Source organism: Streptomyces griseorubiginosus (genome assembly GCF_017614965.1).
Lineage (GTDB): Bacteria > Actinomycetota > Actinomycetes > Streptomycetales > Streptomycetaceae > Streptomyces > Streptomyces griseorubiginosus_B.
The window spans coordinates 1-13487 of record NZ_WVUG01000002.1 but is presented as its reverse complement, the minus strand read 5'-3'; the positions used below and the strand labels follow the sequence as shown (position 1 = coordinate 13487).

The following is a 13487-nucleotide window of genomic DNA, read 5'->3' as shown; positions in this document are numbered from 1 at the left end:
CGAGTTGGTGTCCCGTGAGAGTGGGGCCGCCCGATGCCGAGGGCGGCCGGCTGGTCTGCATCCACGGCGTCCCCGTCGGCCGCGCCTACGGCCTGTGGGACATGATCGTCTTCCTGCGGCGGGCCGGACTGAACCTGGGCGAGGAAGACGAGATCGCCGCCTCACCCTTGATCGAATGGACCGGCCCGGGCCCGCTGGCGTGGGAGCACTGACACAAGGGCGAGGACGGCATACGGGCGAGCTTCCACAAGGAACTCGATGCGATCAGCCAGGCGCTGGTGGAGATGGCCGACCTGGTGGGCGCGAACATGGGCCGGGCCACCAGACTCTGATGATGGCGCACGAGATCGGTCTCAAAGATGGGGCCGGGGCGGGAGCTCCTTCACCAGGAAGACGGCGGGATCCGCGACCGAGTGTTCGGCACCCGTGTCGTCCGTGTAGAAGTAGCGATCCACGTACGGGACGGTGGGCTCGTATCCCAACCGAGCGTAGAGCGCTGCGGCCCGCGGATTTCCGTGATCGTCTACTCCCAGTCCGATCAGCTCTGCGTTTCGTTCGCCGGCGAGCTGTTCGGCGTGACGGATCAGGGCGGTCCCTATCCCCCGGGACTGCAGCGCATCGACGACGTGCAACCCGTTGATCTCCGGACAGCCCGGCAGGACCGCTCGCACTTCTGGCGCCGCGCAGCCATCCCAGCGCACTTCGCAGATTCCTGTCGGCTGGGCATCCAGCCAGGCCACGAGGAACGTACTCGTCCCTGATGCCTGCCGGGCGAACCGCTGGGCATGGTAGGAAACGGCGCTCGAGGAGGGCAGACGTTCCTCCAGCACCTCCAGATCATCTTGCCGGCACACGAGGATGCGCATGGGCATCATGATGCTGTCCCATCCGGCGCTGAGGCGAGGCAGTTGTCGGTGAGCGCGTGCGGTGCTGGGAAACTGGCGTGGTCAAAGGTGGCTGCCCTTCTGTGGTTTGCAGCCATGAGCGCGCTCTTCGGCCTGCTGATGGTTTCGACCCGGTCAAGGTGGCTGGGAGGTGAGAAGCGCGACTTCGAGAGCGCGGTCCCCTGACCGACCCCGAGGCGGTACTCCCCGCCTCGCGTGAGTCCCTGCTCCGCAGCTTTCACGGAGTCTTCGTTGTCCTCGTCGGACTGTCATCCCTGGTTTTCGGCCTGCTCTGGGATCCCTGGGCCGTCGGCTGGGTGGTGGCGTTCTTGCTGCCGGAGCGCTTCGTCAAGGCTGTGTACGTCCTTCTGGGAGCGGCGCCACGGCGTACTCCTACGGCGAGGCGAGGCCACGGAACAACCCCAGGACAAGGACCAGTTCCTGTATTCTTCACCGCGGTTCACGACGCCCGCATGATTTCGATCGGCGCCTCTTCCTCCCGCACCCGCAGGACACGTGGCGGGGTGGGCGGTCCACTTGGGTATGACGGCTGTGTCGTGCAGCCTCGGTCGGACAGAATGCTGGACATGACGACTTGAGGAGCACCGGCCCGGCGACAGCCCTGGCACAAGGTCGGGAGCGGCTGGTCCGTTCTGGACGGTGAACGCCGGATCTGTGCCGTAAGCGGGACGCCCGTCTACTCGTACCGGTACCGCTTCTATCCTCCCGAGTCCACCATGTTCGAGCGCTGCATCGGGCTCGCCTGGTGCTCAACTTGCCGGATCTACTCCGGAAACATGGTTCACATCCCGCGGAAGCGGATCCTGGTCGATGCCCTCGCATCCCTTCCCCCTGAGCAACGCGAGCGGTTGTTGCATTCGGAGATGGGGCTCATCGAATTCCTGGACCGCCAGCTCCGAGGTGGGGAAGGGCAGCCTACGGCCGAGAAGCGCGGTGCAAGGCGTGAACGCCCTCCGCGTACACGGCGTGACCGCGACTAGGATCGCTCTCGACATCGTCAGCTTCCTGGGGCGGGAGCCGTTGAGCCCTACGGTGATCGACGACGCTGATGCGGGATACGAGGGCGCCACCCATGTGGCGCACGACGCACTCGGGCGATGTCCTCGCGCCCGGATCGGCGCGGGTCAGCCCGCTGACCACCATGGTCGGCGCTTCAGACTCACGCCGAACTGCTGCAGCAGCCGTAGTAGTGCATGGCGGGCCGTCCGGTCATGCACATCGCCGATGATCTGGGCGGTGCCCCGGCCAATCGCTTGCTGCAACGGGCCCCAGGGCGCGCGATCCTCGCCGCGTGCACAACCGGCGACGGTGAGCGGGAGCAGCCTTGCCAGCGTCTCGCTCCTCTCAGGACGCTCCGTTCGGCTTTCGTCTGTGTCCGGGCTGGAGGTGCTCGCAGGCGGGGCTCAGTCGTCTGGGCAGATGACGAAGAGCGGATAGGCCAGTCGGCGGGGTTGGTCGCCGATCTCGTGCAGTGCGGCGCGGATTTCGTGCAGGTGGCCGGTGGTCATCTGCAGCGGGGGTTCGTGGGGCTGGTAGGTGGTGCGGACCGGGTAGTCCACGCCCGGTTCGGCGGTCATCTCGATGTGGCAGCCCAGGACGTGGGTAACAGGTCTGTGCTCGCAGAACTCGATCAGGGGGTCGATGGTCCGGGCGAAGCCGGACCAGTCCTGGACGTAGAGCCGGCCGGGGTAGACGGTGTCGCCGGTGAGGAGGATCCCGGTCCACGGGTCGTAGAACGTGACCGCTGCCTCATGGTGACCGGGAGTGGCAAGGCACTCGAGCGTGCGGCCGCCCAAAACGACTCGTGCCACGGCGGTGGGGTCCTCGTCGAATCCGAAGTACTTCCAGGCCGTGGCGAAGTCCGCGTGGGATTCCCTTCGAAGAAGACGGACGGCGGCGCGGTTACGGAATCTGCGCCGGCATCGAGGCCGCGCTCGCGGAGACAGACGCCTATTTGGTTCGCGACCTCCGGTACTCCTCAACCACCAGGTCGGTGAGCTCGGCCACCGATGTCTCCGACGTGCGCTTGTCGAAGGTGATTTCGCCGTGCTGGAGCAGGTTGACCCGGTCGCAGACCTCGAAGACCTGGGCGTAGTTGTGGGCGATGATGATGACGGAGACCTCGCCGCGGGCTTTGAGGTCGTTGACCAGGTCGAGGATGAGGGCGCCTTCCTTGGCGCCCATCGCGGCCAGGGGCTCGTCGAGAAGGAGGACCCTGGCCTCGGAATAGACCGAGCGGGCCACGGCGATGGCCTGGCGCTGGCCGCCGGAGAGCTTGGCGACCTCGACGTCGACCGATGGGATGTTCACCCCCATCTCGTCCAGGTGCTCCTGGGCGATTTTGCGCATCGCGCGGTTGTGCAGCAGCCGAGTGGGACGGATCATCTCCCGGTTCAGGAACATGTTGTGATAGACCGTCAGCTCGTTGACCAGGGCCAGGTCCTGGTACACCGCGTCGATACCGAGCGAGCGGGCATGGTCGACCGACTTGAGCGTCACCTCCTCGCCGTTGAGGAGGATGCGGCCTGCGTCGGGCCGGTGGAAGCCGCAGAGGATCTTCAACAGGGTTGACTTTCCAGCGCCGTTGTCACCGACGAGGGCGAGTACCTCGCCCTTGTTCAGGCGCAGGTTCACGTCCCGCAGCGCGGTGACCGCGCCGAAGCCCTTGGCAATATGCTCCACGGAGAGCGCCGGGGTCGGTGTCGGCTCGGTCGACCCGCTCATCGGCGGCCTGCCCTTCGCAGTCTGGCCAGGTGCACGTTGAGCACCATGGAGAGGATGATCGCCGCACCGAGGATGATGTTGAACGGGTTGGCGTTGATGCCGATGAGGTTGAACCCGTTGCGCAGCTCCGCGAGGACGAGCGCGCCGAGCAGCGCGCCGACGACCGTCCCCGAGCCGCCGGCCAGCGCCGTACCGCCGATGACCGCGGCGGAGACGGCGGTGAACATCGGGGACGCGCCATCCGCACCCGCAGCGGTCGGGTCGATCGAGTCGACGCGGAAGGCCTCGAGGATGCCGGCGAAGGCCCCCAGGGCGCTGGTGGCCATGAAGTTGCCGAACTTGATGCGACCGGTTTTGATGCCGGCCTCGCTCGCGCCGAGCGGGTTGCCGCCGGTGGCGATCGTGTGCAGGCCCCAGCGCGAGCGGGTGAGTACCACGTGGAAGTACGCGACGATGATCAGGCACCAGATCAGTTCCGACCAGTCCGACTGCCCGAACCAGCCGCGCACCCCGTGTGCTGCCTCGGGGATCTGTGCCGGGTAGGCGTGCGAGGTGGTCAGCATGATGCCGAGGATGAGGAAGAGCATGCCGAGCGTGGCGACGAACGACGGTACCTTGAGCACGACCACCACGAAGCCGTTGACGAGACCGATGAAGGCGCCGGCCAGTATCGAGCCGATGATCGCGATGACGGGGTACGTGCCGTAGTAGTCGATCATGTAGTGCATCAGGAACGGCGACAGTGCGAAGACGGCGCCCACCGACAGATCGATCTCCCCGCTGACCAGCAGCAGCACCATGCCTGCCGCGATGATCGCGTACGGTGCCGTCTGCTGGGAGAGGTTGACCAGGTTGTTGCGGGCCAGGAAGTCGGAGTTGTTGGACCAGAAGTACAGCAGCAGGCCCAGTGCGACGATGAAGATGGTGGCCTCGCGGCGGATGACGAACGCCTCGAAGGCCAGGCGCAGCGGACCGTGCCGCCGCACCGGCGGGGTGCCGGCCGTGATGGTCTTCCCGCCGGTCGAGTCCCGCACGGCTCGCTCGCTCATGGGAGGACCATCCCTTCTGCAGCCCTCACGGGTGGGGTTGTGACCTCTCGGTCCCGGCGGGTGCCCGGCCGCGCTCGCGTTCTACGCGATGGCCGGCATGAGTTCTGCCGGCCCCGCCGGGCCGAGGCCGTCTGATCGGCTTCAGGGACACGCCCCACAGAGGGCCGATGCAGGGCATCCAGGTGACGCCGGCCCGGCTGGGACGGTGCGGCGACCCGGCCGGATCCTTGCTCGCGCCTGGCTCCGCGTGATCTGGTCCTGCTGGCGCGACTGCGCCTGCCACGCCCCCGCCATTCACCAGGCGCAAGGTCAAACCGATCACCGAGACGCCCCTCGCGGCGCAGCGGTCGACTCAGGAAGCTCATGCGTGTGCTATGGGGCCGGAGCGCTTGACCCACTGCTGCCTCGTGCTGGAGCCCTCGAACCGGGTCTTGGTCTCCAGATAGGGGTCGACATTGTCCTTGGTCACGAAGAGCAGGCCGGTGTCGGTGACACTCGGGATCACCAGTCCGCCGGACAGTTTGTACAGCCACAGGTAGAGCACACTCAGGAAGCCCTGCAGATAGGGCTGTTGGTCAATCGTGAAATCGAGGTCACCCGCTTTGATCGCAGTGAGGGTGTTCGGATTCAGGTCGAAGCCACCCGCGACCACACCCTTCTTCTTGAGGCCGTACTTTTTCATGACCTTGCCGATGCTCTCCGTGGAGCCCGCGTCGACCGCGAACAGGCCCTTGAGATCTTTGTGTCCGCTGACATACGCGTCGATGGTCGACAGCTCCTGAGGAAGTTCCGCGCCGCTGGCGACCGACTTGAAGTTGATCGACTTGCCGGATGCCTTGATCGCGTCGGTGGCCCCATCGATGCGCGGCTGGATGTTGAGCGCGCCCGGGGTGGCGATGAACCCGACCGCGTCCCCGCCGGATGGCATCAGCGAGGCGATGCGGCGGCCCAGCTCGACTCCGGACTGGTAGAGGTCCTGCCCCACGTAACAGAGCCGGCTCGTCCCCGGACTCCCTTTGGCCCCGTCCGCGTTGTACGAGATGGTGGGGATGCCGGCGTTGAGGGCCTTGTCGACGGGCGAGGTGAAGGCGTTCTTGTCGACGACCGCGACCGCGATGCCGTCGGCCTTCGCGGAGATGGCCGAGGTCATGGCACTGACCATTTCAGGCACGCTTGAGTCCTTCGAGCCGGTCCACTGGAACGAGGCGTCCAGGAGTGCACAGGCGTCAGCTGCGCCGTACTGCGTCGGGGTGAAGAACGGGTTGGTCGTGACGTGGTTGACGAACACGAACTTCCACTTCGGTGTCTTCGGGAAGTCGCCGACACCGTCGCCCGTCTTGTTGTCGTCGCTCTTGTTGCTGGCCGAGCAGGCGGACAGCAAAGCCGCCGCGGCGGCCGAGGCGCTCACCATTCCACCGCCCCTCAGCAGTCGCCGCCTGGTCAGCCCGTTGAGGCCGAGCGTGTCGACGGCCCTTTCCACCTGCGGATCGATCTTCTTCATGATCACTCCGGCGTGTTCGGCCCATGGTGCCCGGTATTTCGAACGACGTTCGGCACATTTGGTGGGGCTGAACGTAGAACCGGCCTGATAGGTCGTCAAGGCCCTCAGTGAACTACGGTTTCGTCAATATTTGTACGTAGATCGTCCATCCCGCCACGCCTGCTCCGGGCCTACGTCGCCAGCGGCCCGGGACTGGCTTCGGCCTCCGGATAGTACCGGCGCAGCACGGACAGGCCGAGCGCCGCCCGCCGTACGCGCTCACGTGCGGTCGCCACGGCCAGGTCGGCAAGGTGCGCTCCGGAGGGATACAGGGACGGCGCGTTCCGTACCGTGAACTTGAGATGGACAGGAGCCGCCACACGCACGAGGGCCGGGATCTCGTAATAGCGGACCACGCCGCCGAAGTCGTCGGCGCCCTCGACATAGACGTCCAGGGGCGCGTCGACCGCCCCCCGGATCGCCGCTATCTGGGCAAGCGTGAGATCGATCGGCAGATTGATCGTGGTGACCCCGAGGTCCTCAAGCACCCGTGCTGCCGCAGGATTGGCCGTCGGCATCGAGATCGACGCCTTGATCCCCAGGTCCGGCGGCAGGTCGCCGGCCTGCCGCATTCGGCCGAGCACCCACAGCTGGCCGATGTCTGCCACCAGGACGCTGCGCACACCGAGGTCGCAGCCCCGGATGACGTCCTCGACCCCGTACGCCAGCTGATCGGCGCCACGCAGCACCGCGGCTGCACCCCCGCCCGCGGCGGACGTGGCCTGGATGCCGATGTCCCAGCCGCCGCGAGGTCCAACGAAGAGGCAGACCTCCACCTCGCGTTCGCGGCCGAGAGCGACCATCTCCTCGATCTCCGAGTCGGCAAGGAGCATCATGCCACTGCCCTGGCTGATGCGATGTATCCGGATCCCGCGCCCCTCAGCCTCATCCATGACCGCCTGGAACGGCCCCGGGCCTTCGACCGACGGGATCTCCACCCGGTACTGCGCACCGTCCGGGAACCGCTTGTCCGAGTCGGGCAGTTCCCCGAGGTCTCGCTCCGGCAGACCGAGTGCGGACAGCGACCGCCGCGACCTTTCCATGCCATCCATCCGGACCTTCCTTCGATCGATATTCCGAACTTTGTTCGGCATCGCTGCGCTTGGACGGTAGGCAGCCAACGACGAGCCGTCAACGGTCCGCGAAGGCACCATGGGCAGGCCTCCGGGATGTCACACGTCGCACCGCGCTTGCTCCGTCAAGGCGCCGATCCAGCAGTCGTAGTAGTCAGCAACTCGGTACCAGCTCCACCCCGTCCGCGTCGTCGCACCCCTCGTAGGTGAACGACCGCACCGAGATCCCGTCGCCCTCGCAGAAACACGCCGATGAGCCGTCCGGTCATCCCGAACGCGACCTCCGTCACGAAGTACCGCCCCTCCGTACGGCCAAGTCCGACGAAGGGCCCAGGAGCGAGTGCAGGGAACCGGCCAGCGCAGTGGCCTGCACTCCCCCGTCCGCGATCTCCAGTCGCAGCGCGCGCCGCAGGTCCATGCGGCGTTCCAGTCCTCCGGTGCCACTCTTGACACGGACCTCAGCCCGCACCCGGTCGACGCCACATCGCTGGACGCCGAGCAGTCGCCGCTCGTCCTGTCCGAGAAACTGACCGTCCGCGACGACCACCCCTTCGGCCGATGATCTGCAGGGGCCTGTGAGCATCACGCCAAGGGCTGCACGGCGGCGGCCGGAGCCGCTTCGTTCCTGACCGGTCTCATCACCCCCTGCCCGCGCCGCCCCCTTCAAGCGGGCCGCTCCCGAGGTGACCGCCAGCGGCATCCGTGGGCGTCGTCTTGGACGAACGTGGCCCGGAGGCGAGCGAGTCCGTGGGGACGTCGACCTGGTGCCGCCCTTGCTTCCGGTCGCGCCGCTGTCCGCGGGCTTCAGCCTGGCCGCGGCCGTCCCGTGCGCAGTGCTGTGGAAGCGGGTATCGGTGGTCCGTCGACGTGCTCCTGGGCGGGCTTGTGAGTGCCAGGCCGGTTCGCTCCTTCCGTGCCACGAAGTCCATGGCCGCTGTCGGTTCCGGGCGGAGGCACCGCCTGGCCCCCCGATGTCACCTTCCGGCCGTGCGGCATCGTCAGGATTGGCGCTCGGGATGGGTGAGGTTCGCTCCGGTCGCCGGGTCGAATACGTGCGCCTTGGCCATGTCGACGAGCAACTCCACCGGTGCGCCCTCCCGGGCGCGCGTGGCGGCGTCCAGGCGGGCCACGATCTGCTGGACCTCCGAGCCGGTGTCACGCAGACCGGAGTCGGCCGCCAGTTCCTCCAGTTCCGCGGTCGTCGCGGATCCGCCCTCTGCCGTGAAGTACACGTACGCGTCGGAGCCCAGCGACTCCAGTACGTCCACGTTGGCGGTGAAGACAGGGCCGCCCTGGCTTGGTCGAGCCGACAGCGCTGCGTCCTCGAAGGCCTCGGGCCGCAGGCCGACGATGACCTCGCGGGGTGCGTTCTGCCGTTCCAGTGCCTGCCTCGTACGGTCCTCGAGGGGCAGATCACCCAAGGGCGAGCGCAGCACACCGCCCTCCAGGGTGGCGTTCAGGAAGTTCATCGCCGGCGAGCCGATGAAGCCCGCGACGAAGAGATTGCGCGGCAGGTCGTAGAGCTGTGCGGGCGTACCGATCTGCTGCACGACTCCCTGCCGCATCACAACAACCCGGTCGCCGAGGGTCATCGCCTCGGTTTGGTCGTGGGTGACATACACGGTCGTGGTGCCCAGGCGCCGTTGCAGGCGGGAGATCTGAGTGCGCATCTGCACCCGGAGTTTCGCGTCCAGGTTGGACAGAGGCTCGTCCATCAAGAACGCCTTGGGATCGCGGACGATCGCCCGGCCCATGGCCACCCGCTGACGCTGGCCACCGGAGAGATTCGCGGGTTTACGGTCCAGGTGCTCGGTGAGGTCGAGAATCCGGGCCGCCTCCTCCACCTTGGAGTTGATGGTGGCCTTGTCCACCTTGGCCAACCGCAGCGGGAAGCCCATGTTCTCTCGCACGCTCATGTGCGGGTACAGGGCGTAGCTCTGGAACACCATGGCAACGTCGCGCTCCTTGGGAGCGAGCTGGTTGACGACCTGGTCACCGATGCGCAGGGTGCCTTCGGTGATGTCCTCGAGTCCGGCGATCATGTTCAGGGTGGTGGACTTGCCGCAACCGGAAGGTCCGACCAGGATCACGAACTCGCCGTCGGCGATGTCGAGATCCACGTCCTTCACGGCAAGGGATCCGTCGGGAAAACGCTTGGTGACTCCCTCGAGGGTGATCTCGGCCATGATGGTGCCTCCTTGCCTTCATGCCTTGCGGGTCCGGGTGCCGCGGTCGGTGTGCCCTGGTGGTGGCCTGGCTGAGCGGTCGGCCCGGTCACCCCTTGACCGCGCCGGAGGTCAGTCCGGCGACGATCCGCCGTTGGAAGAACAGAACGAAGATGATGATCGGAACGGTGATCACGACGGCGGCGGCGGCGATCGACCCGGTGGGCTGCTGGAACTGCGAGCTTCCGGTGAAGAACGCGATGGCGGCCGGCACCGTGCGCGCGGCCCGGGTGGAGGTCAGCGAGATGGCGAACAGGAAGTCGTTCCAGCAGAAGATGAAGACAAGGATCGCTGTGGTGAACACGCCCGGCGCGGCCAGCGGCGCGATGACCAGCCGGAAGGCCTGCGCGGGCGTGGCCCCGTCCACCTTGGCGGCCTTCTCCAGGTCCCAGGGGATCTCCCGGAAGAACGCCGACAGGGTGTAGATCGCCAGCGGCAAGGAGAAGGTCATGTACGGGATGATCAGCCCCACCCAGGTGTCGAAGATCCCGACGATGCGCTCGATGTTGAACAGGGGGGACACCAGGGAGATCGGGGGAAACATGGCGATGAGCAGCGACATGCCGATGAGGACCCGCTTGCCGGGGAACCGGAGCCTGGCCACCGCGTAGGCGGCCATGGTGCCCAACACCACCGCGATGACCGTCGAGATCAGGGCGATACCGATCGAGTTGATCAGTGCGCGAGTGAATTCGGAGGTCTTGAAGATGCCCCGGTAATTCTCCCAGGTCCATTCCCTCGGAATGTAGTTCCCGTCGGTCAGGGTGCTGGGCTCTTTGAACGACAGCGCGGCGATCCACCACACCGGGAACAGGGCGTACAGCACCACCACCACGTTGACGACACCCCAGCGGGTGGCGTGCGTCTTTCCCACGGCAGCCATCAGCGCTTCACCTCCGCGCCAGGTGCGGCCGCACCGAAGAGCTTGACAAAGGCGAAGGCGATGATCCCGACAGCGATGAAGATCAGGACCGAGATCGTCGAACCGATGCCCAGGTTCAGCGCGGTGAACAGATTGTCGTAACCGAGGATGGACACCGAGCCTGTCTCGTGGGCGCCCGAGGTCAGGATGTAGATGTTGTCGAAGATCCGGAACGCGTCCAGCGTGCGGAAGAGCAGCGCCACCAGGATGGCCGGTTTCATCAGTGGCAGCACGACCTTGAAGAACCGCTGCCGGGCGGTGGCGCCGTCCACCATTGCCGCCTTCAGCGTCTCCTCGGGGACCAGCGCGAGCCCCGCGAGCAGCAGGAGGGCCATGAACGGGGTGGTCTTCCACACCTCGGCGAGCACGATCAGCCACAAGGCGGACCACTGATGGGTCAGCGGGGCCGATCCGCTGGGCAGAAGCTCCGCGAGGTACCCGAGTTGCGGGGTCCAGGCGTACTGCCAGGAAAACGCGGCGACGACGGTGACGATGCCGTAGGGGATCAGGACGGCGGTGCGTACGGATCCGCGACCGAAGATCGTGCGGTGCATCACCAGAGCGAGGCCCATGCCGAGGACCAGTTCGATGGCCACGGACACGCCGGTGATGAACAGCGTCACCCAGAAGGCCTGCCACCAGAACGTGGAGGACAGGACCGCACCGTAGTTGCTCAAGCCCACGAACTTCGCCTGTGCCGGGAAGCGCAGGTCGTAGCGCTGCAGGGACAGGTAGACGGCGTATCCGATCGGATACGCGGTCACGGCGAGCATGACGATCACAGCCGGCGAGCAGAGCAGCCAGCCGAGCCTCCGCTCCTGCCTGGCGCCGGCCGAGAGCGCCGCCCGGTCCTGCCCGGCCTGCTTCGCCTCAGGAGGTGGCGGGGCTCCGGCCGGTTCCGCCTGCATGCTCATCGGAGACCGCCTGAGGATGGGACCAGCACTCGGGAGCGCCGGCCGAGGGGGTGGTGGTTCATGGGATCACTCCCTTGGATTGCAGAGCATCATCGATCTGGTCCCTGATGGTGGCGACCGAACTCACGGGCTTGATCGCGGAGGGCGGGGACAGGGTGTGGGACACGGCGATCGACACGTTCTGGTAGGCGGGGGTGAGCGGGCGCACGCTCGCCAACTCCAGGGAGGCCAGCACGTCCTTGGCGAAGGGATACGCCTTGACGAACGGCCGCTCGTCGTACAGGGCACGCAGGGTGGGCGGCAGGCCTCCCAGGAGCGCGGCGGTGAGCTGGTTCTCCCTGTTGCGCAGACACAGGGCTGCCTCGAAGGCCAGCTGCGGGTGGCGCGAGTAGGCACTCACGGCCAGGTCGATGCCGCCGATGGTCGGCCGTGCCGGGCGGTTCGCATCGACCCTCGGATACGGCGCCCAGCGGAAGTTCTTGAACAGTGCCGGATTGTTCGCCTTCATCGACGGATAGACGAACGGATAGTTGATTTCGAACGCGGCATCCCCGGCCTCCATGGCGAGGCGGTTCTGGTCTTCCATCTGGTTGGACAGGGAGGGGTCCGCCGCCGCAGAGTGCGCCAGGTCACGCATGACCGTGGCGGCCCGCACCGCGGGCGCGCCGAGGGAGGGCTTCGTCGCTGTCGGGTTGAGGATGGAGCCGCCCGCGCTGTTGATCAGGGTGTTGAACCACACGGTCAGGCCCTCGTACTGAGCACCCTGGATCTCCACGTAGTGGGGTTTGCCCTGCCGGGAGAGATTACGGGCCATGTCCAGCATCTCGGCCCAGGTCTTGGGCGGGGTGGGCACCAGGTCCTTGCGGTACCACAGGAGCTGGGTGTTGGTGTTGTACGGGACGGCGTACAGCTTGTTCTTCCAGGTCGAGGTCTGCAGCGGTACGCGCAGGGTGCCCGCGGTGGCATGCTGCTTCGCCGCGCCGGTCCACTCGCGGATCCAGCCCGCCTCGGCGAACTCCGCCGCCCAGGTGACGTCCAGACCCAGGATGTCGAGCGAGTTGTCGTGGGCCGCAAGCCTGCGGACGAGTTGCTGGCGCTGGCCGTCGGCGGCACGGGGGAGCTTGTTGTAGCTGATCCTGTACCGGCCGTGGGACGCCTGGCTGCACCGATCAGCCGCCTTCTGCAGCGCGCCGGAGTCGTCGGGGAAGTTGTACCAGTTCAATGTCGGTCGGCCGGACCCCTCCTCGCTGCCGCACGCGGCGAGTGCCGACGCCAACAGAGGCAGCACGGCAAGCACCCGCAGCCGTCGCATGCTCCCCCTGGGGCGCCTCCAGACCGGAAGGGGCCGAAAGCCGGGCCTCGCGTCCACGCGCTCCACACCTCGCTTCCGGGTCGGTGATTACGAGAGTCGGATCCCGCAGCCGTTCTCTACACGACGAACGCTAGACACTGCATAGAGCAACAACAAGTACATATGCGTGCAAATGGCGGACATCGTTTATTACCGCTCCAAAACTCACGACCCGCGCAACTACCTCGGCTCCGCTCACCGCGAAGACCCACGAGGCGAAATCCATCACTTTTCACCAGGTGACCTGGCTGAGGCCCGGCGACGCCTGGCGGCGCGGCGATACCCCACGGCGAACAGACCACCGGGACTGTGGCGTGGTCGAGGTCCTGCCGCCCACCGGCACGCGACCCACCCGTCCGGTCATGAGCGATCCCATGACTTCGGGCGTGTCCTCCCTCGCACGGCCCACGCATTGCGCCTTGATCCCGCACTCGCCGGCGCTCACCGAGCAGCTGGTGCCGGCCCCGCCGGGGGCTGCGACTGCATTACGACGTCGCAGCCCCGCTTCCGCCGCTACGCCCTGGACGGCGTGCTCGCCCGGGCCCTGCAGCAGGGGAAAGGGGCGGGCAGCACCAGCCCGACGAACCAGACGATGCAGTGGCGGTGCAGCGTGAACCCGGCCCGTCGGTGTATCTGCCTCGTGATCCTCTTCGTTCGTAAGTAGCTGTTGTCGTTCCGATCTTGAGGGGTGCGCGTCGAACGGGAGTCTCGATCGGGTGATCGCAGCTGGCCGCGGGCATGAAGGCAGGGCCTCTTGGTAGCTCGGGGTTGCGAAGCCAACCGA

General features: G+C 66.8%; 12 protein-coding genes. 2 read left to right on the top strand and 10 right to left on the bottom strand.

Features of this window, described 5'->3' with window-relative positions:
* Positions 1 to 20 precede the first annotated feature (20 nt).
* A complete protein-coding gene (locus GRC12_RS00560; protein WP_308286429.1) occupies positions 21 to 212 on the top strand; it encodes a hypothetical protein in 192 nt (63 codons plus the stop codon).
* 141 nt (positions 213 to 353) lie between these two features.
* Here the strand turns inward: GRC12_RS00560 and GRC12_RS00555 are convergent, their stop codons facing one another.
* The 6 genes from GRC12_RS00555 to GRC12_RS00530 all read right to left on the bottom strand — a co-directional run bounded on the left by GRC12_RS00555 (position 354) and on the right by GRC12_RS00530 (position 7312).
* Positions 354 to 872, bottom strand: coding sequence for a GNAT family N-acetyltransferase (locus GRC12_RS00555; protein ID WP_244371849.1), 519 nt, complete (start codon positions 870 to 872; stop codon positions 354 to 356).
* A 1436-nt stretch (positions 873 to 2308) separates the two neighbouring features.
* Complete coding sequence (locus GRC12_RS00550) at positions 2309 to 2887, bottom strand: MBL fold metallo-hydrolase (protein WP_368861478.1); 579 nt, start codon at positions 2885 to 2887, stop codon at positions 2309 to 2311.
* The gene (locus GRC12_RS00545; protein WP_208776598.1) at positions 2856 to 3629 is read right to left on the bottom strand and encodes an ATP-binding cassette domain-containing protein; all 774 of its coding nucleotides are present in this window, start codon (positions 3627 to 3629) and stop codon (positions 2856 to 2858) included. Before GRC12_RS00545 ends, GRC12_RS00550 begins: the two co-directional genes overlap by 32 nt.
* Positions 3626 to 4678 (bottom strand): ABC transporter permease, encoded by a 1053-nt coding sequence (locus tag GRC12_RS00540; RefSeq protein ID WP_208776597.1) that lies wholly within the window; start codon positions 4676 to 4678, stop codon positions 3626 to 3628. Before GRC12_RS00540 ends, GRC12_RS00545 begins: the two co-directional genes overlap by 4 nt.
* Positions 4679 to 5039: 361 nt before the next feature.
* Entirely contained in the window at positions 5040 to 6278 is a 1239-nt protein-coding gene (locus GRC12_RS00535; RefSeq protein WP_244371841.1) for a sugar ABC transporter substrate-binding protein, read from the bottom strand.
* A gap of 71 nt (positions 6279 to 6349) precedes the next feature.
* Entirely contained in the window at positions 6350 to 7312 is a 963-nt protein-coding gene (locus tag GRC12_RS00530) for a U32 family peptidase (protein WP_244371840.1), read from the bottom strand.
* A 319-nt stretch (positions 7313 to 7631) separates the two neighbouring features.
* On the opposite strand from GRC12_RS00530, the gene GRC12_RS00525 reads away from it, so the two are divergent.
* Positions 7632 to 7853, top strand: coding sequence for a hypothetical protein (locus tag GRC12_RS00525; RefSeq protein WP_208776596.1), 222 nt, complete (start codon positions 7632 to 7634; stop codon positions 7851 to 7853).
* A 436-nt stretch (positions 7854 to 8289) separates the two neighbouring features.
* On the opposite strand, the gene GRC12_RS00520 is transcribed toward GRC12_RS00525, so the two are convergent.
* From GRC12_RS00520 to GRC12_RS00505, 4 genes are all read right to left on the bottom strand, one after another.
* Complete coding sequence (locus tag GRC12_RS00520) at positions 8290 to 9477, bottom strand: ABC transporter ATP-binding protein (RefSeq protein ID WP_208776595.1); 1188 nt, start codon at positions 9475 to 9477, stop codon at positions 8290 to 8292.
* A gap of 88 nt (positions 9478 to 9565) precedes the next feature.
* Positions 9566 to 10399 carry a carbohydrate ABC transporter permease gene (locus GRC12_RS00515; protein ID WP_244371839.1) on the bottom strand — a complete coding sequence of 278 codons (834 nt, stop codon included), beginning with the start codon at positions 10397 to 10399 and terminating at the stop codon, positions 9566 to 9568.
* Complete coding sequence (locus GRC12_RS00510; RefSeq protein ID WP_208776594.1) at positions 10399 to 11352, bottom strand: carbohydrate ABC transporter permease; 954 nt, start codon at positions 11350 to 11352, stop codon at positions 10399 to 10401. Before GRC12_RS00510 ends, GRC12_RS00515 begins: the two co-directional genes overlap by 1 nt.
* A gap of 58 nt (positions 11353 to 11410) precedes the next feature.
* Positions 11411 to 12640: an ABC transporter substrate-binding protein gene (locus GRC12_RS00505; protein WP_308286428.1), complete on the bottom strand. Its 1230-nt coding sequence runs from the start codon at positions 12638 to 12640 to the stop codon at positions 11411 to 11413.
* Between the last annotated feature and the right edge of the window lie 847 nt (positions 12641 to 13487).

Coding starts and splice junctions, on each gene's coding strand:
- GRC12_RS00530 (WP_244371840.1), bottom strand. CDS start 7,312: ATGCCGAACAAAGTTCGGAATATCGATCGAAGGAAGGTCCGGATGGAT.
- GRC12_RS00515 (WP_244371839.1), bottom strand. CDS start 10,399: ATGGCTGCCGTGGGAAAGACGCACGCCACCCGCTGGGGTGTCGTCAAC.
- GRC12_RS00540 (WP_208776597.1), bottom strand. CDS start 4,678: ATGAGCGAGCGAGCCGTGCGGGACTCGACCGGCGGGAAGACCATCACG.
- GRC12_RS00545 (WP_208776598.1), bottom strand. CDS start 3,629: ATGAGCGGGTCGACCGAGCCGACACCGACCCCGGCGCTCTCCGTGGAG.
- GRC12_RS00555 (WP_244371849.1), bottom strand. CDS start 872: ATGCCCATGCGCATCCTCGTGTGCCGGCAAGATGATCTGGAGGTGCTG.
- GRC12_RS00520 (WP_208776595.1), bottom strand. CDS start 9,477: ATGGCCGAGATCACCCTCGAGGGAGTCACCAAGCGTTTTCCCGACGGA.
- GRC12_RS00510 (WP_208776594.1), bottom strand. CDS start 11,352: ATGAGCATGCAGGCGGAACCGGCCGGAGCCCCGCCACCTCCTGAGGCG.